Below are 24,764 nucleotides of genomic sequence, written 5' to 3'. Positions count from 1 at the left end.
GTGAAGTGCGGATAGCCGCCTGATCGTCGATGAGTGACTCGGCGATTTAGCGAGAATCCAGAAGGATGTCTGGCGACATGCGTGTTTCGTTACTCATCACGTACTATGGGTAGAAAATTAGCTAGCTAGTGCCCGCAGGCCGTGTTGGCGGCGTTATGCCATAGCCGAAACCCGCAGAGGAGACGGATCATGAGAAAGCTCAAAGTCGTCAGATGAGACTCTCGCTATTCTCTGTGCTGCTGGTGCCGCTAGCCTTGTTGTCGCTCTTCCTCTGCGCGGCCTCTGGACTTCATGCCCAGAACTTCAACCTGCAAACCGGACGCGAGCCCGTCGCCTCCCTCGATGGCCTCTGGCGTTTTCACATCGGAGACGATCCCGCATGGGCCGACCCGAACTTCGACGATTCGCAATGGCCTCTGCTCCGGTCCGATGAGGCTCCTGGCCAACAGGGCTATAAGAACTACAGCGGATTCGCATGGTATCGCTTCACCGTAGTGGTGCCTGACGGTAGCAGGAATTGGTCCATCAATTTAGGGCCCATGGAAACGGGCTATCAGCTCTTCGTCGACGGACGTCTCGCCGGTTCATTCGGCCCAATCCTCAGTTCTCTGAACTACGCCGTTTTAAGCCGCGTCTTTGCCCTATCCCCCGCCGCAACCGCCGGCCCGCGTACGTTTCACATTGCCATCCGCACCTGGCACCTTCCGGCCTGGGCAGATTATGTGCCGGGAGGGTTTGGGGTTTTCGGTAGCAGCTATTTCGGAGACTCTCGCCTCATCGCACAACGTGCGGCGACGGCCAGATCGCTGCAGTGGAACGGGCTCGTCAACGAATACACCTATGCCGTGCTCAGCACGCTCGTCGGCCTCGTCATGCTCGTCTTGTTTTTCATCCGCCGCGAAGAACGTGAATATCTATGGTTCGCGCTGCTTCTACTGGCGAACGCGATAGACATCGGACTGAGCTTCGGTCAGGTGCTTGCTCTGATGCCTTTGCCGGTCTTTGATTTTATCGATGGCTTAGTGCGATCGGCTGCTCTCTTTGCTGCCATGGCTTTTTTCTCCATCGTGCTGCGCGCGCCGCGCTCCAAAACCTGGTGGCTCATTGCCGCGCTGCTGCTTATCAATCCGCTAGGGATTTTTCTTTACGTCTTCAATGTCAATATCACCTCCGTGGGAATTGCCAGCTTGATTGCCACGCTGTCTGTGCTCCCTGCCACTGTCTGGATTCTCGTAACCCTGCTTAGGCGCGCGCTCCAACGCGATCGCGACGCGCTCATCCTGCTTGTTCCTACTCTGCTCTGGCAGGGATTTCCCTTCATCGACAACCTCCTCCTCATCACGTGGCAACTGGGCTGGCAGCGGTGGGCGTCACACTGGACTTTCGCTTTGCTAACCAAACCGTTCGTGCTGTTGCCTGGTCCGGCCGTCGGTACAGTCTTCATCTTTGCCCTTCTTCTATTTCTGATTCGGCGCTTCTCGCTCGCTCGGCAGGAGGGGGCGCGCCTTGCAGGTGAGTTCGAGTCTGCCCGCAACATTCAATCGCTGCTCTTTCCGGCAAAGCCGCTTGCTACCCCCGGTTTTGCCATCGAAAGCGTCTATCTTCCAGCCAGCGAAGTTGGCGGTGACTTCTTCCAGATTATGCCCGCCAACGATGGCTCTCTGCTCGTTGTCGTCGGAGACGTCAGCGGCAAGGGCCTCAAAGCTGCAATGACCGTCGGCAGCATCATCGGCGCGCTGCGTGGCTGCCCGGTGCGAAGACCCGACGAAGTCCTCGCTCACCTCAACCGCGTTCTCCACGGCCAGATAACAGGCTTCGTTATCTGCACCGCCGCGCTTATCGCCGCCAACGGCAACATGATCCTAGCTAACGCCGGAAACCTCCCGCCCTACCGCAACGGGCAAGAACTAGAGATTGAATCCGGTCTACCACTTGGTATCACGCCGGATGCCTCGTACTCCGAAACCACATTCCAGCTCAATCCAAACGACCGCCTCACCTTCGTATCGGACGGAGTCGTAGAAGCCACGAACGAACGTCGCGAGCTCTTCGGCTTCCACCGAACCCAGGCCATCAGCACCCAATCCGCCAGCGCCATCGCCGAAGCCGCAAAGCAATTCGGCCAGAGCGACGACATCACCGTACTTACCCTCACGCTCACGCCCTCTCTGAATGCATCGCCCCGATAGCCATCCTGCTGGCATGGCTCATCATCCCCTTCGCCATCTCTTTACGAATCTTCCGCTGGCGTTAGCTATCGAGGGACGAAAAAATCGTGGGGAAAAACCGGTGGTGGGTCAGCTTCGAGTTCGGCAAAAAAGCTGCCGAAAGCTACGTTTTCGAGGAATGACGTTATTACTACCAAGAACCGACTTATCGTTAACCAATCGGTTTATCCAAAGATCCAGAAGGACAGCTACGTAACGTTTTTAATCCTTGCGTTTATAGATGCTATTGCCTTCTTTGAATGTCTGATCGACTTTGATCGCCTTAATAGCATCGCCCTCAACCTTAAGTGGGTTTTCTGAGAGCACTACCAGGTCCGCCAATTTTCCCGGTTCAATCGATCCTTTACTGCCTTCCTCCATATATTCGTAAGCTGATTCCGTAGTAATCGCCTTGAGGGCCTGGTACGCTGTGATCCGTTCTTCCGGACCGAGAACCACTCCACTCCGGGTAGTACGGTTCATCGCAGTCCACATAATGAACATCGGATCGAGCGGGAGAACACTGAAGTCGCTGTGATTGCTCACACGAAGTCCCATCTTCATGGCGGTATTCATTGGGCTAATGAAGCTGGCCTGCTGCATCCCACGATTTTTGACGTGAACATCGCCAAAGAAATAGGTATGCAAGGTAAACATGGAAGGCACGATTCCGAGTTTCACATAAGTGTCGAGCTGGTCGCGCCGGACAAATTGAGAATGGATGATGACAGGGCGCAGTTCACTTTTGCCTCCAAGCTTCTGATGAATGCGAAGGAACAAATCAATCGCTGCATCCCCGTTGCAGTGATTGAAGATGCGAAGGTTGTTGTCGTAGATGACCTTCATCATCTTGAGAAACGTCTCCTCCGGGAAAGTGGTTCTCCCACCCAATTCTTTTCGCCCGACGGCCCACCCGTCAGATACGGAGTGGTAAAAAAAGCTGTCTTTGCCTGGGGAGAACCGTCAATCAACGCCTTGACTCCGGCAAGTTTCAGCCGATGATCGTAGCTACCGAAAGTATTTGGAGGATATTCCTTCAAAATGGCTGGCAATTCGGTGACGAGTGGAAGTGAATCGACGTCAAGAAAGAATCGATTTTGACTCGCAGCTTTTTTGAGTAAGTTCAGGTCCTTTAGCCCCGTTGCTCCTTCCTGCGCGGTCGTGTAGCCATTCGAAGCGTAAATGTCCTGCGCGCTCTTTACGCGGTCCAGCATTTCATCCTCAGACGGTTGAGGCATGCTGGCGAAGATCGGAAGAAAGGCTGTCTCCATCAAGAGTCCAGCGGGTTCCTTTGAACCGGGCTTTCGAAGAACAACTCCCCCCGGAGGAACAGGCGTTGCCGCCGTAATATTCATCTTTTTGAAGGCAGCCGAATTGAGCACAGCGCCATGATTCGATATATGAATCAACATCACGGGATTGTCCGGGAAAGCCGGGTCAAGATCATAGCGTGTTAGTTCACGCTTTTCCGCCAGTTCGTTGCTGTCGTAGCCGTATCCGATGATCCATTGCCCTTTGCAATTTTCTGCTTGGCCTGATGCTCTTTGAGAACCGCAATAATATCTGGAATGGATTTGACCGGGCCAACAGGAGGTGCGGTCACGTTAGCCCATGCACTGATCTGCAGCGCATTCATAAAATGGCTGTGCGGATCGATGAAACCTGGCAACAGTGTTTTGCCATGCAGGTCTACGATCTGTGTTGCTTGCCCTTTATATTTCCTGGTTAGGTCCTCAGTCGAACCGACCGCAAGAATCTTACCTGCCTTCACAGAAACAGCTTGAGCGCTTGGCTGACTCTCGTTCATCGTCACTACATCAGCGTTAGTGAAGATGATCTGCGCAGCGTCCGCGTCCGGTACGCCCGTCCGGCATGAACTCAAAGACAAAGGCAAGACAATGCTCGCAGATAAGACTGCAAACCGTGCGAATCGACGACCCTGCACAAAACTCATATGATCTCCTGGAACGACAGCGGGATACATATCTTTTCCTGTAAGTGTTGGAAACAAAAACGCTTGCAATGCTATCACAAGTCGGTTTCATGAGCGACATACCTTCTTGAAACGTTCACAGACCCGCCCGTCGAGAACAGGCAATGCACTCATCAACCTCGGTTGAAAAGCATCCGGCCGGATACGTAACGACAACCGCGCTTGTATTGACCAACTGAAGGAACTTCCCGTAAGTCGGGTCTTCGGCAAGTTAAGCCGTTCACATCAAGCTGCCCCACTATCAAAAAAAGTTTCAGTCAGCGTGTCTATCGGGCCGTAAGCCACTCCTCGCATATTAATTTTCTGCTAATACTGGTTGATGCGGAAAAAAGTAGTTGAAATCAAGCCAGCCGATCGCCAAGCCATACTCGAAGAACGCCGTCGCCTCAAGATGGCACGCTCTGCCCACGCCTATGTCCGTGGAAACACCCTCCAGTTCTACCAGTGGCTCAAGGAAGACTCCGCCCGCAAGCTCCCCCAAGGCCCTCCCGTCTGGATCTGTGGCGACTGCCACGTAGGCAACCTCGGCCCCGTCGCCAACTCCGACGGCAAAGTTGAGATCGAGATCCGCGACCTCGACCAGACCGTCATCGGCAACCCCGCGCACGATCTCATCCGCCTCGGCCTCTCCCTCGCCACCGCCGCCCGCGGCTCCGACCTTCCCGGTGTCACCACCGCCCTCATGATGGAGCAGATGGTCCAGGGATACCGCAGCGCCCTGATCCCACACGTCGCTACAAAGGTAAAGAAGACCCCGGAAAACCTGCGCCCCGTCGAGACCGTGCTTCGCCAAGCCGTCAATCGCGAATGGCGTCATCTGGCGCAGGAGCGCATCGAGGACGTCGAGCCGACCATCCCCCTTGGCGATCGCTTCTGGACACTCTCCGAAGAAGAAAAGGAAGAGATCGAAAAGCTCTTCAAGAACGAAGACGCCCGCAAGCTCATCACCTCGCTCAAACATCGCGACGACGACGCGAAGATCCGTGTGCTCGACGCCGCCTACTGGATGAAGGGTTGCAGCTCCCTCGGGCGTCTTCGCTACGCCGTCCTGCTCGGCGTAGGGCCAAAGAAGGACAAGGAGTACTGCCTCGTCGACATCAAAGAGGCCGTGCGAGCCGCCGCCCCGGCAGCCAAAAACGCCGACATGCCTAAAGACTTCGCCCAGCGGGTCGTCACCGGCGCCTCGAACCTGTCTCCGTATCTCGGCGAACGCATGCTCGCCGCAAAGTTCCTAGGCCGTCCCGTCGTCCTGCGCGAGCTTATGCCTCAGGACCTCAAGCTAGAGATCGACCGTCTCACGCGCGAAGAGGCCGTCAACGCCGCTAGCTACCTCGCCTGCATCGTCGGCAAAGCCCACGCCCGCCAGATGGACGCCGCCACCCGCAAACACTGGGCCGCCGAGCTGACCAAAAACCAGTCGAAGACCCTCAACGCCCCAGGCTGGATGTGGACCAGCATCGTCGAGCTCATCGCCAGCCACGAGACCGCCTACCTCGAACACTGCCGCCTCTACGCAACCGCCTAGTGAAGAAGAGCAGCCTGCCGGCGGGCCGCTACGCGCGGTGCGGTCACTTCGTGACGTGTATACCCCTTCGGTTAGCGCTCCTGTTGGTCGCGATGAAATATCAGCCGACCATCGGGAGGCCGGGGGCGAAGCCGGTATACACCCCACGAAGTGGGCGCGGCCCGCGCAGGGCGAACTAAGCATCTCGCTCCTGAGATGGGAACATCGGTGCACCCACAAAACCCTCCTCTCTTCCCAATTAAAGATTTTCCACAGAAAAATCTCCGAAAAAAATGGCGCATTTTCTGCTCCCCAAAAGCACGCAGCTAAAACACCACCTTTCACCACCGAACCACCACGATCTCACCAGCAAAACACCACGCCAAAACACCCACTTTCCCCAAAACCCCCCTCGAAAACAACCCAAAAACAGCAAAAACTCCCCGCCACAACGCCCATATTTTTTTCTGCAAAACCAAGAGGTTTAGGATTAGAGAATGGACTGGAAGAGCAAACGGATTCGCACCATCCTTGAAGCTGCCCTGGCTGAAGACAAAGTCGCCAACGACGTTACCACCGCTCTCACCATCCCACCCAATCTCCGCGCCTCCGGCACCATCATCGCCAAGCAGGCCTGCGTCGTCTCCGGACTAGGCTGTATCCCCGTCTTTCTCGATATCTTCGCCAAGATGCAGACCGCGTCAACCGGGCGTTTCGAGGTCATCAGCCACCCCGAGATCTTTGACGGCGTAAGCGTGAAGAAGGGCCAAACCCTCGCCGTGATTCGCCATAACGCTGCAGCCATCCTCTCCTGCGAGCGCGTCATCCTCAACCTCATGCAGCGCATGAGCGGCATCGCAACACTCACCAACGAGTTCGTAAAAGCAGTCGCCGGCACCAAGACAAAAGTCCTCGATACGCGAAAAACCATACCAGGCCTGCGCGTTCTCGATAAATACGCCGTCTGCTGCGGCGGCGGCGTCAATCATCGCCTCGATCTGCAGGACGGAATCCTCATCAAGAACAATCACATCTCCCTCGGCGGCGGCCTTCCAACAGTACTCGAGCGCGCCCTCGAAGGCCGAAAGACAGGCCAGGTCGTGCAGGTCGAAGCCCGCAGCCAGGCAGAATTAGACCAAGCTATCGCTGGCGGTGCAGAGTCCATCCTGCTCGACAACATGACTCCTTCGCAGGTAAAGAAAGCGGTCAAGCAAATTCGCGCCACCCTGCCAAACGTCCCAGTTGAAGCCTCCGGCAACATGAATCTGAAGACGGTGCGTGACTACGCCTTAGCCGGAGTGGACTTCGTCTCCGTCGGCGCACTCACCCACTCAGCCGTTGCAGTTGACCTGAGCATGCGCATAACAGCGGACATCTACTGAGGGCAGCGTGGCTGATTCGTTCGATCTTTCCTCCATTGTCGCTGCACTCGCCCGCTCCCCCTTCGCCGGCCATCTGCAGCATCTCCCAACGGTTGGGTCCACCAACTTGCTGGCGTTGGAAGCCGCACAAGCAGGCGCATCGCATGGCAGCGTGTGGGTCGCCGATGAGCAAACCGCAGGGCGAGGGCGCGGCGGCAACACCTGGCACTCCATACCCGGCGACGGGCTTTACCTAAGCGTGCTCCTTCGCCCGCAAATAGCCTTAGTCGACGCACTCTGGCTATCCCTAGCAACCGGCCTTGCTGCGCAAGCAGCCATCGCCGCCGTAACAGGCCTTAGACCAGATATTCGTTGGCCCAATGATCTTCTTCTCGATGAAAAAAAATGCGGAGGCATCCTGGTCGAAACCTCCTCGATTCCCTCGCAGTCTGACACTCCCACGATGCTTCGATACGCCGTCATAGGGATCGGCATCAATGTAAATCACAGCAACTTCCCTGCCGAAATTGAACCCTTCGCCACCTCGCTGCGCCGCGAAGGCGGAAGTTCGCATCCACGGGAACGCGTACTGATCGAACTTCTGCGCGCTCTCGACGAAGAGATTCACCTTCTCGAGGATGAGCTCCGTGAAGCTTCCACGCGCCCCTCCCTGTTAGAGAGATTTGAAGCAGCGTCAAGCTGGGTGCGAGGCAAACGCGTTCGAGTCGACGAGGACGGCGGATATACTGGCGTGACGACAGGGCTCGACCCTCGCGGCTTTTTGCGTATCGCAGGAGACGATGGAGAGCTGCATACGGTACTCTCCGGCGGAGTTCGTCCGTTCTAGACCGAACAGGGTGGGAGATTCGAACCATGCTACTGGCAATGGATGTGGGCAACACCAACACGGTTCTCGGGCTCTACCGGCTGGCCAACGAAGCAACGGCGACGGGGCCGGAGTTGGTGGCGAACTGGCGCATCACAACACCCTCGTCGAAACTGACCAGCGATGAGTTCGGCATTCTCCTGCGCAATCTCTTCGGCTTAAAAGGGCTGGAGATTGGAGTAGTCGACGGCATCGCGATCTCCTCAGTAGTCCCCCCACTGGACTCAACCCTGCGCCAGGTCTGCGAGCTGTACTTTCATGTTAGGCCCGTCTTCGTCGAACCTGGCGTGAAGACCGGCATTCCCGTCTTGACGGATAACCCCGCAGAGCTCGGCGCCGACCGGATCGTCAACTGCATCGCGGCCTTCGAGCGCTTCGGAGGACCGTGCATCGTGGTGGATATGGGCACTGCAACAACCTTCGACGTGCTCTCAAAAAAAGGCGAGTTCCTCGGCGGCGCGATCGCCCCTGGACTAGGCATCTCGGCCGATGCCCTGTTCTCGCGGGCGGCCCGGCTGCCGCGAATCGATATTAAAAAACCCGCGAAGGTCATCGGAACTGGAACTGTCGACAACATCCAGATTGGCCTTTATTACGGCTACATCGGGCTCGTCGACGGCATCCTCGAACGCATGATCGCCGAGATGGGACCCGAGACCAAGACCGTTGCCACTGGCGGCCTCGCAAAACTCATTGCCGGCGGATCGAAGTACATCGGAGCAGTGGATGAGTTGCTGACGTTGACCGGACTGCGCCTCATCTACGAGCGCAATCTTGACCGGCACAAAAAGCGCGGGACCTAACTACGAAGCACGTTTAGGCACGCTCGTCCGCGCTGGCTTAAGCTGTAGAGATTCAATGCAGAACTACTTCAACTACTTCACGGAGATCGAGGAACGCTTTCAGCAGCGCCGCGGCTCGCTCCTGATGCTCTCTACCTTGGATTGGGCTCTGATCGAGACATGGCGGGAAGCCGGCGTGCCTCTGGAAGCGGTATTACGCGGAATCGATAACGCCTTCGACAAACATGATGCGAAAGCTCTTCGCGCCACAACAAGAACGCGCAAGGTGAACGGCTTGGCGTGGTGCGCCCAGAGTGTGATGGAGGCCGTGGAGCAGGCGATGGAAGCGTCTATCGGTGCGGCTCCTACACCGAACACTCAGACAGCAGAGAGCGGCTTCGAGACCGAACGCGTTGGACGATACCTAGACGACAACGCTGCAGCAATCGAGTCGGCAAAGCTGACTCCGCCGGCAGACGCAATGGCCTCCGAAGTCGCAGCGAGACTGCGAGCCCTGGCCACCGGCCTGCGCGGTGAAACGACGCATTCGCTCGAAGAGCTCGATAGGACGCTCAGCGTGCTCGAAGAGAAGATGTTTGCCGCTTTGATGACCGCCGCGCCTGAAGACGAATTGGTCGCCTTACGCGAACAGGCGGCTCGCGAACTGGCGCCTTACCGCGGCAAGATGCAGGCCGTCCAGATCAAACAAGTACAGCAGCAGTTTCTTCAGAAGCGGTTGCTGGAAGCGCGCCGACTGCCTCGCCTCAGCCTCTTTTATATGAGCCACGAATGAAGTTACAAATTGAAAAAGCAATCTATGGCGGAGCTTGCCTTGCTCATCAGTCCGATGGAGATTCTGTCTTTATACCCTTCGTGCTACCAGGCGAATTGGTCGAGGTCCAGATTCAGCAGCAGAAAAAGAACTTTGAGGAAGCCTCTCTTCTGCAGGTGCTGGAGGATTCGGTAGACCGTGTCCAGCCAGCGTGTCCACACTTCGGAGAGTGTGGTGGATGTCACTACCAGCACACCCAATATCCCGCGCAGGTGAAGATGAAGGCATCCATCCTGCAGGAGACGCTCGAACGTGCCGGGTTGAAAACGCTACCTGAGATTCAGCTTCATTCCGCGGCTCCCTGGGCTTACAGAAATCGTATGCGCCTGCGGCTCGAAGAGCTGGACTCCATCCTGAAAGTCGGCTACAACCGGCAGGGCACCAATGTGTTTCTTGCGATTCAGGAGTGCCCCATCACTGCGCCGTTGCTGTGGCGCGCGGCTCAAAGCCTCTTGCAAGTGGCGACAGAGAACACTGCTTCAAGTCGCTGGCTACTCAACGCTGTCGAAGCGGAGTTTTTTACAACAGCCGACGAAAAGAAGCTGCAGATGACCGTCTTTGTCCGAAAAGATCAACCTGGGTTAGCCCCATTGTGTGACCGCATGAAACAGCTCGTGCCAGAGCTCACGGGAGCTGGCACCTCTCTCCTAAAACCCGCAGGACCACAGCGACAGCTACAGAAGCCGCGTCCTTTAGAGAGTTGGGGAGCACAAGGCTTGAGTTATCAGGCAGGAAACGAAGACTACTGGGTGAGCCGCGGCGCCTTCTTCCAGGTCAACCGCTTTCTCATCGAGGAGCTTGTCCGGATCGTCGCAACAAATCGTCAGGGACAACTAGCATGGGATCTATACGCAGGCGTGGGATTATTTTCTCGAGCACTGGCGAAGACGTTTCAGCAGGTCGTAGCCGTCGAAGCCGCCGCCACCGATCTGATCAAATCCTTCAAAGGAACAGGCAGGCACGCCATCGAAGCCACCACCATTGAATTCCTCCGTCAGGCTGTGGTGCAGCGAGAACGCCCTCAGTTGATCGTCGTGGACCCTCCGCGGGCCGGTGTCGGAGCCGAGGTTTGCGCACTCCTCGCGCGCGTTGCGGCCCCCGAGATCGTCTACGTCTCCTGCGATCCCGTAACTCTGGCTCGAGACCTGAAAATGCTGGTAGACGCGGGCTACAACCTCGAAGAACTCCACTTGGTCGACCTGTTTCCTCAGACGTTTCATCTTGAGACGATCGTGATTCTGCGCAGATAAACGTGGCCACCTTGTGGTGAAATGGTTGATAAGTGCGGTCCGCAGGCAGAGCAACGAAGACCGGAAGAACCAACGAGCCGAACCCCGATCTCTGGCCGAAGGCAGTCGCACGCGTTCCCCAGCTCAAGTTCCGTCGCGCTCCTCTGCTGACGGCGGTCTGCTGGTTTGCTCTGGGCGAAGTGATGGCACGGAATCACGCACCAACTGTCATTGTCCTCGTTGCCATCTCACTCTTGTGCGGTCTGACGCTAGCCAGCCTGCGATGGTCTTTCCGGATCGCAATCGTCCCTCTGGCAGCGGTTTGGATGGCCCTTGGACTCTTCTGCGCGGAGGTGCAGCCCGCTCCGCCTACTCAACACGCTCTGAAAGCGTATGCAGACGGACTGAGCCGACAAGTCAGAGGACGCGTCGTACGGGTTCGCGAGTTAGCTCCCCTACAGGAAAACTCGGATCAGGATAAGGAAGCAGGTTGGTGGCCGGAGAAAGAGGCTGACGAGGAGGCGGCGGCTATCGGCGCACTCTCAGTCGATATTCAAGTCGATGCGGTGGAGGAGGTAACGCCAGACGTTGCATGGATGGCCCCTATCAAAGGTGGCGTGCGCATGAATGTCGTTCCTGACAAGCTTGCAACGAACGCCGCCGTTACAGGTCTCGCCGTATCTGCCAGTCAACCGCTTCCCACGCTGAAGTGTGGCGACCTGGTGCAGGCTCCCATGCGACTGAAGGTGGCCGAGTACTACCGTGACCCTGGCGCGTGGCAGTACGCAGACTACCTGCTTGCACAGGAAATCGGCGCTCATGCCAGCGTGCGTACCTCGAAGGTCTCCGTCCTTGACGAATCCAGCTCGACACTTGCGACGCAGTCCGAACGCGCAGCACAGTGGCAATGCAGGATCTTCGCAGCACAAAGCTGGGCTTCGGGTCGCGTGCTTGGCTATGTGCACTCGAAGGCGAATCGAGGACTTCCAAACATCCTGCGGCTCAGCGCGGACGACGCAGGGATGCTCAACGCAATGCTGTTTGGCGACCGCGCCGGCCTCAATAAAACTCAACGCGTAGGCTTCGAGCGCACAGGTTCATTTCATCTCTTTGTGGTCTCAGGAATGCACGTCGGCCTACTCGCTGGCCTCGTCTTCTGGCTGGCCCGCCGGCTCAGACTGCATGATTGGCTCGCAACGTCGCTTACCATCGCCTTGACCTTTGGCTACGCGTTGCTGACCGGCTTTGGCGCTCCCGTACAACGAGCGCTCTTCATGACAACGGTCTTTCTCATGGCGCGTCTTTTGAGTCGGGATCGCAACGTACTGAACGCTCTAGGAGCCGCAGCACTGGCTGTCCTGGTGTTATCTCCGAGCGCGCTATTCGAAGCCAGCTTCCAGATGACGTTCCTCGCGATCGTCGCAATCGGCGGCATCGCGATTCCATTGGGCGAGCGCAGCTTTCTTCCCTATGCCAACGCCGCGGAGAACCTATGGGACAAGTGGATCGACACGGGCCTGCCCCCGCAAGTGGCGCAGTTTCGCCTGATGCTGCGGATGGGGAGCGCGGCCATTGCCAAGGTGCTCGGCCAATGGTCCAGCGAGTTGTTGCCCACACTGATTCGTTGCAGTCTCTGGGCGTTGGAGTTGTCGTTGATAGGCGTAGTGGCCGAGATGGTAATGGTCTTGCCGATGGCAGTCTACTTCCACCGCGCAACCATGTTCGCCGTCCCCACCAATATGTTGAGCGTGCCGCTGGTCGCCATTCTCGCTCCCACCGCAGTCGTTACATTTTGCGCCTCCCTCATCAGCCCCTTGTTAGCGCTGCTGCCTGGCGCCATGACGGCCCTATTGCTCCACGGAGTTGCGGGAGTGATCGGCCACGTCAGTGCAGTTCATGCAGCCGATCTGCGCGTCCCCGCTCCAGCGTGGTGGGTCGCAATCCTTGCAATCATTGCGTGGACCTTCTCCTGCTGGGCCGTGCGACGATCCCGCAACTGGGCCTCGGCTGCAGTCGTCGTACTGCCGCTAGTCGCCTTGATCGTGCTATGGCCGGAGCATTCGATCGTCTCACCCGGCATGATGGAGGTGACAGCGATCGACGTTGGACAGGGCGACTCCATCTTCATCGTCAGCCCCGACGGCGCAACGATGCTGATCGATGCCGGCGGCCCCGTCGGCGCGGTCACCGAGGCCGCAGAAGCGACAAGCCGCTTCGACGTTGGCGAGGAGGTCGTCTCGCCGTATCTCTGGTCACGCAGATTTCGTCGGCTCGATGTGCTTGCCCTGAGCCACGCCCACAGCGACCACATGGGCGGAATGCCCGCAGTCCTTCGCAACTTTCGCCCCCGCGAACTATGGGTCAGCATCGATCCCAACTCCGACGCCTACCGTTCGCTGCTCGACGAGGCAAAAGATCTTGGAGTCACCGTACGCCACTTTTACGCGGGCACCCAGCTTGCCTGGGGAGGAACGCAGATAACGATGCTTGCGCCCGAGGCCGGTTACGTCAACCCTCGAGAGCCTATCAACAACGATTCGCTTGTGATGCGGATGCAATACGGCGAGGCGTCCGTGTTGCTGGAGGGCGACGCCGAAGCCCCAAGCGAGCGTGAGATGCTCTCGCATGGAAGAGTCTCGCCGGTCACGCTCTTGAAGATCGGCCACCACGGCAGCCGCACCTCGACCACCCAGGAGTTCTTCGCTGCCGCCGCCCCAAAAGATGCCGTTGTGTCGGTCGGCAAGGGGAATACATTTGGTCACCCCCGTTACGAAGTGATCGAACGAATTGCGGACGCCCGCACTAAGCTGTATCGAACGGACGAGTTTGGCTTGACCACCTTCCTGCTGGGCCGGGATGGAAAGATCCGTGAGCTTGTCGATGCGTCTAATCCATAAGTAGCTGACTTGATCGGGAGGTTTCGATGGAGTTGAATGGGCCAAATGCTGAGGCTGTCGTGATCAGCGCGGAAGAGCGGGCAGAAGAACAAAAACTGATCCGCAGAATGCAGATGATGATGAACATGGTGATGCAGGTCATCGCGCAGGACGGGTCGCTGACAGTGGACGAGGCAGCCCAGATGATCGCCGACAGCAGAAGGGCTGCCCTGGCCATGTTCCCCGGAAAAGAGTTAGCCTATGACCTCATCTGGCGTCCTCGCTTCCAACGCCTCATGCGCGAACGTTTTCGAATCATGTAGCTTCGGTTGCTTCGCACTCTCATGCAGCAGAAATCCGCATCGCCGCTCCTGTTACGCTGAGAAGACGATGCAGATCCGGCTGGCAACACAAGATGATCTCCCGGCGCTGATGAACCTCGTCAGGCGCGTCGTTCCGCTGATGCGTGCGACAGGCAATCTCCAGTGGGACGAAACTTACCCAAACGACGCCGTCTTTCAGCGCGACATCGATCTGAACCAGCTCTGGATCGCCGAAGCGAACGGCAACATCGCCGGTCTCGCTGCAATCACCATGGATCAGGACCCCGACTACTCCCAGGTCGGATGGGACATCAACGAACCTGCAATCGTAGTGCACCGTCTTGCGGTCGATCCTGCATTCCGCGGCCAGGGAGCAGCCGGCGCACTCATGCAGAGAGCCGAAGAAGTTGCAGTCGAGCGCGGCATCACCGCCCTCCGCGTCGACACCAACACCAACAACGAAGCGACACAGAGGCTCTTTCCGAAGCTGGGTTACCTGCTGGCCGGAGAGATCGGCCTCGAGTTCAGGCCGGGGCTGCGCTTCCTATGCTACGAAAAGCGGCTCCACGTAACGCCAACCAAACAGTTGCTTCCTCACAAAGGTTAGAATTTCGTGAGGCTCGTAGAAAATCTCGTGCCGCTTTCCGAAGAGGAGTGCATTGCAATGGGTCGAACTCGTTTCCTTATAAAAATCTGGTTGGTAATGCTGACAGTCATCGTGCTATCGGTCTCTGGACAAGCTCTTGACAACGGCCTTGCAAAAACTCCCCCCATGGGTTGGAACAGCTGGAACAAGTTCGGCTGTAAAGGACTCAATGAAAAGGTCGTGCGCGAGACCGCGGACACCATGGTGAGCAGCGGCATGAAGGATGCGGGCTATCAGTTCGTCATCCTCGACGATTGTTGGCAGACCGGCCGCGACGCATCAGGCAACATCATCGCCGACGCCGAGCGCTTCCCCTCTGGCATCAAGGCGCTCGCCGACTATGTCCACTCGAAGGGCCTGAAGTTCGGCATCTACACCGATGCCGGCGCCATGACCTGCGCCAAGCGTCCAGGCAGCATCGGCCACGAGTACCAGGACGCAAAGCAATACGCCAACTGGGGCGTCGACTACCTCAAGGAAGACTGGTGCAGCACGCTCCCCGGCCAGAACAGCGAGTCCTCCTACACCGTGATGCGCAATGCACTTGCCGACTCGGGAAGACCCATCGTCTTCAGCATCTGCGAGTGGGGATCGACCAAGCCATGGCTGTGGGCAGGACCAATCGGAAACCTGTGGCGCTCCACCGGAGACATACAAGACTGCTGGGACTGTAAGAAAGACTGGGGCGGCAACGGCGTAACCCAGATCATCGACCAGATGAGTGGACTCGAGACCTACGCCGGTCCCGGCCACTGGAACGATCCTGACATGCTCGAGGTCGGCAACGGTGGCCTCACCAAAGAAGAGTCGCGCGCACACTTCAGCATGTGGGCGATGTTCTCCGCGCCCCTGCTGGCGGGCAACGACATCTCCAACATGACGCCCGACACCAAAGAGATTCTGTTGAACAAAGAGGTCATCGCTATCGATCAGGACCCGCTCGGACACCAGGCACGCAGAGTCAAAAAGACGGGCGACCTGGAGATCTGGTCGAAGCAACTACAGGACGGCGGCCGCGCCGTCGCACTGCTCAACCGCAGCCCCGCAGCCGCGAAGATCGCCGTCGCGTGGACCGACCTCGGCTACCCCGACTCTGTCTCTGCCTCGGTACGAAATCTCTGGACGGTGAGCGATCTGGGCAAACAGAGCGGGAGCTACTCCGCCGACGTGCCCAGCCACGGCGTGGTCATGCTCACGATCAAACCGTAGTTACGAATCGACAGCAAACGAAGAGGCTACCGCCGCGTATCGTTGCAAGCAGTAGCCTCAACTCTGCGTGGTCAACTACCGGCCCTAAGGCGTCTCTGGCGGCCCCAGCACAGGAGTCTTCACCGGCGTTGCCAGTCCAACGATCTCCGTAAGCGTGCCGTTGTTGAAGTCCGTCACCCACAGATTGCCACTGGCATCAACCACAATCGCATACGCCTCAATAAATCCAGCATCCGGCGCATAGCCCGCAGTTGGAGACAAAATCGCGCCAGGTGAAGCCGCGGCCGAACCGGCCAGTTCTGTAATGGTGTGACTATGCAGGTTTGCGACCCATACATGACCCACCCCATCGATCGCGATCCCTTGCGGAGCAAGAATGCTGGCCTTGTTATCGCTGTAGCCGCCCGAGACCACCGTTCCATCATTCGCAAGCTCAGTGATGCTATTCCCTATCTGATTCGCGACCCATACGTAGCCGCGTTGATCAACCGCAATACCGTCCGGGCCGCCGACACTCGGGAAGCTGGTAATCTGGTTCCCATCAGCGGAGACCTTGCTGACGGTATCGTTGCCAAAGTTCGCCACCCACCCGTAATGATTCGAATCAATTGCGACTGCAAGCGGAAAACTGAACTGCAGTGACTCATATCCGGTTGTGCCCGAGAGCGGTTGACCGGTGCTCGAGAGCAGGGTGACCCGAGAGTTTCCATAGTCCGGAATCCATACCGTCCCATTCGGATCGATCGCAATCGCCGTCGGATAACTGATCCCGCCAGCGCTGTATCCCGTGGCGCCCGAGAGCACTTGGCCGCTCGAACTAAGCTCGGTCACGCTGCCAAAACCGCCATTGACCCCGGAACTTCCCCCGTCAGGAATCCACAAATTCCCCTGAGGATCGATGGCAAGCGCTTTCGAATCTGATAACCCACCGCCTGTAATGCCACTTGGAAACTTTGGAGTTCCTGTCGTCGAAAACTCAGACACAACACCCGAGTAGGTCGAAACCCAAAGATTGCCGGCAGCGTCCACGCCCAGACCGGACGGCAGCTTACTGTCGAGTGGCACCCCGTCACCGATACCCCCGCCATGGTAGCTGATGGAGAGAGTCCAATCCGCCGGCGCCGCAGAGAGAACCGGTGAAAACGGCGCGCCACTCACGGGAAGCTGCGCAAATAACATCGCGACATTACTCCCCGGATTGCGCACCATATTCAAAACCGCATCCAGCGTGTTGGTCGGAGCCGCCCCACCATTCGGCGTAGTGGCTGCGAAGAGCGAGCCGCATCCCGACGCCGTGGCCGTGCAGTTGTTGAGAAGATCAGCGACGATATTGATCTTCTTTACCGCACTGGTAGAGTCTCCGGTGGCGGGAAAGGTCGTCCCCGGCGCGGATCCCTTTGTGAGGTTCGCGAGGTTCGCCACCGTAGCCACGGCATTGGCCAACCCCTGAACGTTCGTCGCGCTCGCCCCAAGATTGCCCTCAGTGCCAAAGAACTGTGCAAGCCCCCAGGCAGTGGCCGCCGTCGTTACCTCGTTGACTACGAACTGAGACCCCGCCGTAATCTGATTGCATCCGCCAAGCGCACTCGCAAGCGTAATCGCAGTGTTATTGGGAGCGCCTCCCACCTGTCCCCCGCGAGCCACAACATAGATCTCCGAGCCAGCGAGAGGACAGGAATAACCCGCAGCCACAGTAAATAAACCGGTCGCATCCGTGGTGAGTGCGCTCGCAAGCAGCGACGTCGAGGCCGAGCCACTCCCGCCGGTTCCAGCTGCATAAAGCTGGACGGCCGCTCCGACGATCGGCAGAGAACCAGCCATCGCCTTTCCGGAAAAACTCACGCCAGGATTAGTGGGCGGTGGTGGTGGTGGAGGCGGGGGTGGTGGTGGCTGAGTCGGAGTTGAGCCGCCCCCGCATCCCGCAAGCGAGCAAGCCAGAATCCCGACCATCGCCGCGCTGAAAAGTCCCTGAAAGTTGCGCAAAAGTAATCTCACTGGATGGCCCAAAGATATCAAAGCTGAATGCAGTTACTGTCGGTAAGGCTTCGTGAGTCCGTCCAGGTTCGCCGAGCCGAGGAAAGACTGAAGATCTGTCGTCAACTGCCGTCGCGCCACCTCCACCGGCATCGTTGTGTCAATCGTCTCGACCTTCAGCAGGATCGGGATGGGGCGCTGCGCCTCCTGCGACAACAGAGACTGAGTAGTCGGCTTGCTATACACGAATCCAAAGTGGGTGCGGTCGCTCGAATACTCTCCGCAGGAACCGCTATTGCAGAGAGTCGTCGCCTCAAGATATTGGGTCGCGCCGTCGTTGAAGAAGGAGCCCGAAAAACCAATCTGCCCGTTCGCAGTAGGTATCGAGAGCTGGTCCCTCCAGATCGGATCCTCCCCGCGCGCCGAGTGGCAGATCAGCGTATCGTGAGACCCCATCACCGGCGAAATCCCAATCGACACATGCGCTCCTCCATCTGCCGGAGCGTACTCGGCCCAGTGATAGATCAGCGGACCAGCGAAGAGATTCTCGTTCCAGGTACGCGCCAGGGTGTAGCTCCCAATGCGGTCAGGGAACTGTCCCGGCGCATTCTGATCGGCCTTCCTCTGAGCAGCGGCAGTCCCGCTGTACGTGCTCACGTAGGCCCGCGCAACCCCATAGCCACTGACTAGTACCAGCGCAAGCATTCCGGCAAAGCGAAGATAGAAAGGCCGTCCCGCGACTGCGCCAGCCGAACAAGCCGGGGTCAGGGCAGGAGGCTTGATCTGGCCGGGCGACTCGCTCAGGCGGCGGACAACGTGGAACAGCAGAAAGGTTCCCAGCAGAAAGAGGCACGCCCCAATGACGTAATCTCCCATCTCAGCCTTGCTCCGCAGAGAGGGGATGTGCAGTGCCACGATGTAGTACAGAACCAGAATGCACAGTCGTGCAAAGTTGAAGACGTAACCCAGCAGGATCGCGCCGGCCACCACCGCAGCATGCGCATACCAGCGAAAGCGATACACATAGCCCGCGATCAGCGCAATGAATCCCATCGTGACCGCACCACGAATCCCATTGCATCCCGGAGCGATGAACATGCCGAACTCAGGAGTAAACATCAGCCGAAGCTGGTCCGGGCTCAGTGGCTGGCCCAACGCGATCGCAAAGGCGCGAGCCACGTGGGCGGAGGCGCGCTGCAACGGCAAATCGACAAACACATTGAAGATGTGAGGAATCGGATTAACAAACCACAGCAGGATAAGCGGAAACAGAGAAGCCCGGAACAGCCGCTTCCCGCCAAACAGCAGAACCACTCCCGCGCCATAGGCAAAGGCCACAAGCGAGTGCGGCGGAACATAAATCGACCACTTCGGGGAGAACACAAACACCAGAACCGCCTGGTCCCGTATGTGCACAACCGCGGCCGTGACCACCAGGACGGCCAGGCCCCACCAGCTGCCCTCCATCTCCCATCCAAGCGACTGCCATGCCCGCAGTACCAGCACAAAGCTGACCAGCGGAATGAACATCCCGATTGACTTGAGAGCGTCCGTCGTCCAAAGATTCCAAAGAGCAGTCACCGTCGAAAAGATGGTGAATAGGCCAAACACCGAAACGATCGCCGCAAATCCTGCGGCACGGGGCAGACTAAGCCCCGCCGCCCCAGCCGATCGGAGTGGGCTGACTTCAGCGGTAGCAGGTAAACTTGACATGCGGTCTTTTTGATCCAGGCCAGCGCACCAGGGGAGTATCAGGTGGCAAGTCCTAGTGGCGGCTTACTTGGAAGAGTTGCGACGAGCCTTGATGCGAGCACGTACCGATACGAAAAATGCACCTGCGGAGCCTACAACAGCAAGAATAGCTGTCGGATTCTCCGGAGAGTTCACGCATCCGTCTTGAGCGTACAGCGGGAGGGCGACGGATGAGAGGAGGGCGATGCCGGCTAGTAAGAGACAGGTTTTCTTCATTGGTGTCCTCAATTGGGAAGGTACCGTTACGAAAGTTGAAAGTCAACGCAGAATGACTTCCACTTCATAACACTTTTGGGTACCCTGATCATTTTTACCGACCGTCCACAAAACCCAGCCCGAAGCGCCTCCGGTTCACCCCCTTCCAGCCGCAAGACAGACGCTGCCAAAGACTTGCCTCTTCTCGCGCCTCGCCCCGAAACGAAGCAGCTATCTCTCAACTTTGGCTGGACTTAAGTTGTACAGACCGCGCCTTCCTCACCTGGCCTGACCCTGAAGCCACGCATGCAGCTTCGGCTCCTGGACAGTCTGCAATTTAATGCAGTCGTTGATACTGTCAACAGCCTTTGCAAGAGTCCGTTCCGCTGCCGCGACCTTATGCGTCGTGAAAAAACTACTTACCTGATCCCTCTGTTCGACCGTGCAGAAGGACCCGGTAGCCCCCACCACCTCGGCCCCGGACGACACCGTGAACTGAGCACTCACCTTCTCCCAGTTCTGCCGCATATACTCCCAGGCTTCGTCCCGGCTCACGCGCTCGCGAAGCAGCACCGTCAGCATGGCCCAGCTATCCTGATTTCGAACCTCTCCTGAGGCGATCAGGTCGAGCGTCCGCCTTACCAGCGCAGGATCGCGAAACCGTGCCAGCAACTGCAGTGCATCGGTCTGCTCTCCCGGGTCACTGAAGTTCCTGCTCACCGCGAGTACCTTATCGTAGAGCGCCGCATCCCCATTGGCCGCGCTCACCTGCACGGCCGCGTCGGCCAGCGCCGAATCAAGCGTCTTGTCCTTCACCTTATCCCCCGCGAAGACCCGGGCCGTCAGCAGCTTCGCCTCAGCCAGAACGGCGGTATCGTGCGCCTCGCCCAGCAGCTCAAACAGCGTTCCGCGAAGCTGACGTCGGTCAAACGGCTCCTTCTTCTCCGGGCTACCCAAGGCGGAATACACCGGCCCAAACTGCCTCTGCAGCACCGCAGCCAGCGCCGCCCGATCCTCGTCACTGGCTATCTCCGAATCGATCTTCTGGATCTGCTGATGCGCCGTATCGAGCACCGCCGCACTGGAGTCTTCCTTCAAAGCCAAAATTAGATTTAGAAAATCCCCCACATCCGCCTGTCCCGACTGCACCAGAGCCCACCGGTCGCCCAGCAGCCCGATCCGCTCCGACGGCGTCATCGAACTCTCCGCCTTTGTCACAATCGTGCTCAGCTGCGCTGGAATGTACGCCGTTCGGTAGTATCCCTTAGCCCCGGCATTCGCATAGAAGAACGGCATCCCGGCATCCACCGGCTGCGGCACGCTAGACTCCCCAGGCGTCATCACCCGGCAGATCGGCTGGCCGTTCGTCTTCAGGCATACCGGCACAGTCCACTCCGGCACCTGCCCGGCCACAGGTCGGTTCATCTCCTCTGCCGACAGAAAAAACCTGCTCTGCCCCACCGGAACGCCTCCTGCTTGCCTCTCGGAGAACGTCAGCAGCGGCACTCCAGGCTGCGTCACAAAGCTCGACATGATCTTGTCTACCGGCAGATGCGAGTTCGCCGTCTGCGCGCCCCAGAAGTCTTCCGCGGTCGCATTGCCATACAGATGCGCCTGCAGATAGTTGTGCACCCCCTGCCGAAAGACCTCCTTCCCCAGGTAGTTCTCCACCATGCCAATCACGGCCCCGGCCTTGCCGTACGCAATCCCATCGAACATCTCGTTGATCTCATCCGGCGTGCTGGCCGTCGCGCGTATTGTCCGCGTGGTCCGCTGAGCATCAAGGTTCAGCGTCTCGTTCAGCCCCTGCGCGTCGTCCTGGTCGAAGTTCCACTCCGGGTGCCACGCGGCCGCCGGCTTGGTCTCCATCCACGTGGCAAATCCCTCGTTTAGCCACAGGTTGTCCCACCACTGCATCGTCACCATATCGCCGAACCACTGGTGCGCCATCTCATGCGCCACCACCGTCGCAACCCGCTTCTTCTCGGGAATATCGCCGGTCTTTTCGTTTACCAGCAGGTCAGTCTCGCGATACGTAATGCAGCCGAAGTTCTCCATCGCGCCCGCTTCAAAGTCCGGCAGCGCAACCATATCCAGCTTCGGCATTGGATACTTAATCCCAAAGTAGGTGTCGTAATAGTGCAGAACGTACTTCGCCGACTCCAGCGCAAACCGCGTCAGCTCCACCTTGTCCGGCGTCGAACACACACGAATCGGCACGGCATCCGACTTGCCCTCCGTGCATTTGAAATCACCCACCAGAAACGCAACCAGGTAGCTCGACATCTTCGGCGTCGTCGCAAACCGAATCGTGTGTTTGCCCGCAACCGGCCCCGCTTTATCCGAGATCATGTTCGAGTTCGAGATCGCCGTATCGCCACTATCGACGACCACCGCAATGTCATACGTAGCCTTCAGCGCAGGTTCATCGAAGCCCGGAAACGCGCGCCGCGCATCGGTAGGCTCAAACTGCGTCACCGCGTAGTTGCGCGCCTTGGTCTTCGAAAGATAGAAACCCCGCAGCTTATCGTTCAACACGCCCGAGTAGCGAATCGCCAGCGTCACCCTCCCCGCGGGCAGCTCCTCCGCGAAGCTAAACGTAGCCTGCTCCTTCTCGCCATCAAGCGTCACCGTCGCGGTCTGCGGATGCCGATCAGCCTCAACCGGGTTCAGCGGCTTCGGCTGCGATCCCAGCTTGCCGTAAGAGTACGCCGCCACCGGCAGAACATAGGCCTTCACCTCAACGAATTTAAGCTCCGCTGCATTCAGCGTGATTCGCTTGCTGGGAGCATCCAGCGCAACATCGATTGTCTCTTCCCCGCTGAAGCTTGCCGCCTTCAAATCCGGCGTCACCGTCAGCCCGTAGTGCTCCGGGTGTACCTCTGGGGGCAGCCGCTGTGCCTGCACTCCAACGGGAGAGGCAAGGAAAAGTGCGAAGGCAGATGCCAGGACAGAAAAGAAAGAAACAGAGTGACGAACGAACATCAAAGGGGCCTCGAAACGAAGGAGTGTTGGCGTATGGGAAGTGCCTTCGCGAAAAATCTACTTACTTGACCCGCCCCACGCAAAGCCGCGCCGGACGGTGCTCATTGATTGAGACGTTCCCCACGCCAATCTCGGCAGCAGTACATAGCCTCTGCCAATCCTCCACCACGAAGCTGCGCCGGATCGACACCGGCCCATCGTTCTTCACGAACGGGTGCCAGTTCGCAAACCGCGCCCACAACCGAAACAGTTGGTACGGCACCGGCTTGCGGTGAAGATCGTCGATAAACCATCCACATCGCGCCGTCTGTTCCATCCATCGCAGAAACAGCACGATCTGCGCATTCGTCAGATGGTGCGTTAGCAAGGAACAGAGGACAACGTCGATAGGTCCCTTCGTGTGATCGGCCAGCGCATCCCCCACCAACCACTCAATCTGCTGATTCGGCGGAGTAGCCTCCCGCGCCGCACGAATCGCATCCGGATTCAGATCGATGCCCGTCAGCGTCACCGCAAATCCCCGTTTAGTCGCCCATCGATCGATCTTCCGCAGCGTATCTCCATAGCCGCACCCAACGTCCACCACGCGCAGGGGAGCCGCCGAAGGAGGATGCGCCGCCATCAGTTCTTCCAGCCAGCCCAGCGTAGGCCGCTGCGCAAACGTCAGCCGGTTCACGCGGGCAATGTCATGCAGACACGCGCGCAGCTCCTCATAAGGGCAAGGCAAATCCATCAACTCCACCAGATCGGCACGCTGCGTGAAGTCGAGCCCGCCCGCAAACGCCGGCGAAGGAAACGCCGATAGCGAAGCTACTGCAATATCTTCAGAAGAATGGGCATCGAGAACTTCCTGCGACGAGATTTCGGGGGACGTAATAGAAGAGGTAGGCAAGATTAGTCGTGATCAGTATAACGGCTTGAGAAAAAACGGCTTGAGGGAAACCTGCCCCACAAAAGAAATCCCATGAAACAAGGGAGCATCCCGATATCTTCGGGATCAGGCTCTCTCCTCTGACTCAATCTCTTTCGTAAAGAAAGCACGTTCCAGAGATTTCATCCCCCGCATCTTCTGTCAATCCCCCGAATGCAAAAGATTCCTCTTTCACAAACATTCATTAGAGTATGAAATTCTGTGACGCATCCACGGGCCGCGACAGCCAAGTAAACCTAACCCAGGTAGTTCTCGAGATCTGCCGGGACTGGTTGGCCTCTAATTATCAGAACTCTTTTGAGCATATTTAGCATGTATTCTTCGTTCATAATTCGTGCGATGACGATGTTTTCGTGCATTTCGAATTCTTCCTTATTGAGCTTGCCAGCCTCAAGACTTTTTACAGCCTTGCGTTGAATATTATTGGCAATCATGTCCGCCATCTGAAGGGCTGGAGTAATTTTGTCGTCTTGAATAGTGAAGCCAGCCATCATCTTGGCTGTCTTCGGATTTTTTTTCTTAAAGTCCTTATAGAGCAATAAGAGTTCAGGGTAATCGTCACCTTCATCGTGAACGAATGCTATTTGAATCTTGCGCCCGAGATCGCGCCTGACCTTTTTGCAAGTCTGAAAAACTAGGCTCTCCAGCGCACGATGATAGGTATTTTTGCTGAAAATGGATTTGGCTTCAGGTCGCAAACAAACCTTCAGATAATCCTGAACATTTACCGCAACTGCGACTCCAGCGATTGTTTGGTGGTGATTCTTTACAATCTGCTGAAGTTCCGCCTTTATCTGTTTAGCGGTAGTTCTGCCGACAGATCGAAATCGCTCAAACTGACCTTTCATCATCTTGTACTCGGAAGTCTTGTAATAAGCGATACCGTGACGAATTAGGCATCTGTTCCACTCGTCGGTTAGGTGGGACCAGTCAATCTTGTTCGCGAGAAATCCGGCGGAAACGAAGACTTTTTCCTGCTTTGAATCCTTACTGTCGTCGATGTAACACTTGAGGATGAGCATGAGGAACTATCCGGCGAGACCCATTCTTAGACGAATAAAACAGCAAGGAAAATAAGC

The 24,764-nt window shown here is 57.6% G+C and carries 20 protein-coding genes; 11 read left to right on the top strand and 9 right to left on the bottom strand.

Annotation, left to right across the window (positions count from 1 at the left end; genetic code table 11):
- Positions 1-212 precede the first annotated feature (212 nt).
- The gene (locus HDF08_RS00730) at positions 213-2,189 is read left to right on the top strand and encodes a PP2C family protein-serine/threonine phosphatase (RefSeq protein WP_179636544.1); all 1,977 of its coding nucleotides are present in this window, start codon (positions 213-215) and stop codon (positions 2,187-2,189) included.
- A 240-nt stretch (positions 2,190-2,429) separates the two neighbouring features.
- Here the strand turns inward: HDF08_RS00730 and HDF08_RS21405 are convergent, their stop codons facing one another.
- The 3 genes from HDF08_RS21405 to HDF08_RS21395 are packed head-to-tail and all read right to left on the bottom strand — an operon-like array spanning position 2,430 to position 4,161.
- Positions 2,430-3,056: an amidohydrolase family protein gene (locus tag HDF08_RS21405; RefSeq protein ID WP_218884466.1), complete on the bottom strand. Its 627-nt coding sequence runs from the start codon at positions 3,054-3,056 to the stop codon at positions 2,430-2,432.
- Positions 3,053-3,709, bottom strand: coding sequence for an amidohydrolase family protein (locus HDF08_RS21400; protein WP_373563162.1), 657 nt, complete (start codon positions 3,707-3,709; stop codon positions 3,053-3,055). Before HDF08_RS21400 ends, HDF08_RS21405 begins: the two co-directional genes overlap by 4 nt.
- Positions 3,661-4,161 (bottom strand): amidohydrolase family protein, encoded by a 501-nt coding sequence (locus tag HDF08_RS21395; protein WP_218884465.1) that lies wholly within the window; start codon positions 4,159-4,161, stop codon positions 3,661-3,663. Before HDF08_RS21395 ends, HDF08_RS21400 begins: the two co-directional genes overlap by 49 nt.
- A gap of 358 nt (positions 4,162-4,519) precedes the next feature.
- On the opposite strand from HDF08_RS21395, the gene HDF08_RS00720 reads away from it, so the two are divergent.
- The 10 genes from HDF08_RS00720 to HDF08_RS00675 all read left to right on the top strand — a co-directional run bounded on the left by HDF08_RS00720 (position 4,520) and on the right by HDF08_RS00675 (position 15,848).
- A complete protein-coding gene (locus HDF08_RS00720; protein ID WP_179636543.1) occupies positions 4,520-5,725 on the top strand; it encodes a DUF2252 family protein in 1,206 nt (401 codons plus the stop codon).
- A gap of 476 nt (positions 5,726-6,201) precedes the next feature.
- Positions 6,202-7,086: a carboxylating nicotinate-nucleotide diphosphorylase gene (nadC, locus tag HDF08_RS00715; protein ID WP_179636542.1), complete on the top strand. Its 885-nt coding sequence runs from the start codon at positions 6,202-6,204 to the stop codon at positions 7,084-7,086.
- Positions 7,087-7,093: 7 nt separating this feature from the next.
- Positions 7,094-7,912 (top strand): biotin--[acetyl-CoA-carboxylase] ligase, encoded by an 819-nt coding sequence (locus HDF08_RS00710; RefSeq protein WP_179636541.1) that lies wholly within the window; start codon positions 7,094-7,096, stop codon positions 7,910-7,912.
- Between the two features lie 26 nt (positions 7,913-7,938).
- A complete protein-coding gene (locus HDF08_RS00705) occupies positions 7,939-8,754 on the top strand; it encodes a type III pantothenate kinase (protein WP_179636540.1) in 816 nt (271 codons plus the stop codon).
- A 55-nt stretch (positions 8,755-8,809) separates the two neighbouring features.
- Positions 8,810-9,526, top strand: a complete 717-nt coding sequence (locus HDF08_RS00700) for a hypothetical protein (RefSeq protein ID WP_179636539.1) — start codon at positions 8,810-8,812, stop codon at positions 9,524-9,526.
- Positions 9,523-10,815: a 23S rRNA (uracil(1939)-C(5))-methyltransferase RlmD gene (gene rlmD / locus HDF08_RS00695; protein WP_179636538.1), complete on the top strand. Its 1,293-nt coding sequence runs from the start codon at positions 9,523-9,525 to the stop codon at positions 10,813-10,815. Before HDF08_RS00700 ends, rlmD begins: the two co-directional genes overlap by 4 nt.
- 32 nt (positions 10,816-10,847) lie before the next feature.
- Positions 10,848-13,691, top strand: coding sequence for a ComEC/Rec2 family competence protein (locus tag HDF08_RS00690; RefSeq protein WP_179636537.1), 2,844 nt, complete (start codon positions 10,848-10,850; stop codon positions 13,689-13,691).
- A gap of 26 nt (positions 13,692-13,717) precedes the next feature.
- Positions 13,718-13,993 carry a hypothetical protein gene (locus HDF08_RS00685; protein ID WP_179636536.1) on the top strand — a complete coding sequence of 92 codons (276 nt, stop codon included), beginning with the start codon at positions 13,718-13,720 and terminating at the stop codon, positions 13,991-13,993.
- Between the two features lie 67 nt (positions 13,994-14,060).
- Positions 14,061-14,600: a GNAT family N-acetyltransferase gene (locus HDF08_RS00680; RefSeq protein ID WP_179636535.1), complete on the top strand. Its 540-nt coding sequence runs from the start codon at positions 14,061-14,063 to the stop codon at positions 14,598-14,600.
- Between the two features lie 57 nt (positions 14,601-14,657).
- On the top strand, positions 14,658-15,848 hold the full coding sequence (locus HDF08_RS00675; RefSeq protein WP_179636534.1) for a glycoside hydrolase family 27 protein: 1,191 nt from the start codon (positions 14,658-14,660) through the stop codon (positions 15,846-15,848).
- A gap of 84 nt (positions 15,849-15,932) precedes the next feature.
- Here HDF08_RS00675 and HDF08_RS00670 read toward each other — a convergent pair whose 3' ends face one another.
- The 6 genes from HDF08_RS00670 to HDF08_RS00645 all read right to left on the bottom strand — a co-directional run bounded on the left by HDF08_RS00670 (position 15,933) and on the right by HDF08_RS00645 (position 24,707).
- Positions 15,933-17,831 carry an NHL repeat-containing protein gene (locus HDF08_RS00670; RefSeq protein ID WP_179636533.1) on the bottom strand — a complete coding sequence of 633 codons (1,899 nt, stop codon included), beginning with the start codon at positions 17,829-17,831 and terminating at the stop codon, positions 15,933-15,935.
- Positions 17,832-17,876: 45 nt separating this feature from the next.
- Entirely contained in the window at positions 17,877-19,535 is a 1,659-nt protein-coding gene (xrtJ, locus tag HDF08_RS00665; RefSeq protein WP_179636532.1) for an exosortase J, read from the bottom strand.
- Positions 19,536-19,598: 63 nt separating this feature from the next.
- Positions 19,599-19,790, bottom strand: coding sequence for a PExPT-CTERM protein (locus HDF08_RS00660; protein ID WP_179636531.1), 192 nt, complete (start codon positions 19,788-19,790; stop codon positions 19,599-19,601).
- Positions 19,791-20,048: 258 nt separating this feature from the next.
- Positions 20,049-22,754 (bottom strand): M1 family metallopeptidase, encoded by a 2,706-nt coding sequence (locus HDF08_RS00655; RefSeq protein ID WP_179636530.1) that lies wholly within the window; start codon positions 22,752-22,754, stop codon positions 20,049-20,051.
- 61 nt (positions 22,755-22,815) lie between these two features.
- Positions 22,816-23,646 (bottom strand): methyltransferase domain-containing protein, encoded by an 831-nt coding sequence (locus HDF08_RS00650; RefSeq protein ID WP_257030815.1) that lies wholly within the window; start codon positions 23,644-23,646, stop codon positions 22,816-22,818.
- A 275-nt stretch (positions 23,647-23,921) separates the two neighbouring features.
- Positions 23,922-24,707: a DUF3800 domain-containing protein gene (locus HDF08_RS00645; RefSeq protein ID WP_179636529.1), complete on the bottom strand. Its 786-nt coding sequence runs from the start codon at positions 24,705-24,707 to the stop codon at positions 23,922-23,924.
- Positions 24,708-24,764 lie beyond the last annotated feature (57 nt).

The organism is Tunturiibacter empetritectus (assembly GCF_013410875.1).
GTDB classification, from domain to species: Bacteria; Acidobacteriota; Terriglobia; order Terriglobales; family Acidobacteriaceae; genus Edaphobacter; species Edaphobacter empetritectus.
This window is presented reverse-complemented; position numbering and strand designations above follow the sequence as displayed.

Excerpts from the sequence above, each read along its gene's own strand:
- HDF08_RS00705 (WP_179636540.1), top strand. The coding sequence starts at position 7,939 with ATGCTACTGGCAATGGATGTGGGCAACACCAACACGGTTCTCGGGCTC.
- HDF08_RS00730 (WP_179636544.1), top strand. The coding sequence starts at position 213 with ATGAGACTCTCGCTATTCTCTGTGCTGCTGGTGCCGCTAGCCTTGTTG.
- HDF08_RS00660 (WP_179636531.1), bottom strand. The coding sequence starts at position 19,790 with ATGAAGAAAACCTGTCTCTTACTAGCCGGCATCGCCCTCCTCTCATCC.
- HDF08_RS00720 (WP_179636543.1), top strand. The coding sequence starts at position 4,520 with ATGCGGAAAAAAGTAGTTGAAATCAAGCCAGCCGATCGCCAAGCCATA.
- nadC (WP_179636542.1), top strand. The coding sequence starts at position 6,202 with ATGGACTGGAAGAGCAAACGGATTCGCACCATCCTTGAAGCTGCCCTG.
- HDF08_RS00675 (WP_179636534.1), top strand. The coding sequence starts at position 14,658 with ATGGGTCGAACTCGTTTCCTTATAAAAATCTGGTTGGTAATGCTGACA.
- HDF08_RS21395 (WP_218884465.1), bottom strand. The coding sequence starts at position 4,161 with ATGAGTTTTGTGCAGGGTCGTCGATTCGCACGGTTTGCAGTCTTATCT.
- HDF08_RS00680 (WP_179636535.1), top strand. The coding sequence starts at position 14,061 with ATGCAGATCCGGCTGGCAACACAAGATGATCTCCCGGCGCTGATGAAC.
- HDF08_RS00655 (WP_179636530.1), bottom strand. The coding sequence starts at position 22,754 with ATGTTCGTTCGTCACTCTGTTTCTTTCTTTTCTGTCCTGGCATCTGCC.
- HDF08_RS00645 (WP_179636529.1), bottom strand. The coding sequence starts at position 24,707 with ATGCTCATCCTCAAGTGTTACATCGACGACAGTAAGGATTCAAAGCAG.
- HDF08_RS00700 (WP_179636539.1), top strand. The coding sequence starts at position 8,810 with ATGCAGAACTACTTCAACTACTTCACGGAGATCGAGGAACGCTTTCAG.
- rlmD (WP_179636538.1), top strand. The coding sequence starts at position 9,523 with ATGAAGTTACAAATTGAAAAAGCAATCTATGGCGGAGCTTGCCTTGCT.
- HDF08_RS21405 (WP_218884466.1), bottom strand. The coding sequence starts at position 3,056 with ATGATGAAGGTCATCTACGACAACAACCTTCGCATCTTCAATCACTGC.
- HDF08_RS00685 (WP_179636536.1), top strand. The coding sequence starts at position 13,718 with ATGGAGTTGAATGGGCCAAATGCTGAGGCTGTCGTGATCAGCGCGGAA.
- xrtJ (WP_179636532.1), bottom strand. The coding sequence starts at position 19,535 with ATGTCAAGTTTACCTGCTACCGCTGAAGTCAGCCCACTCCGATCGGCT.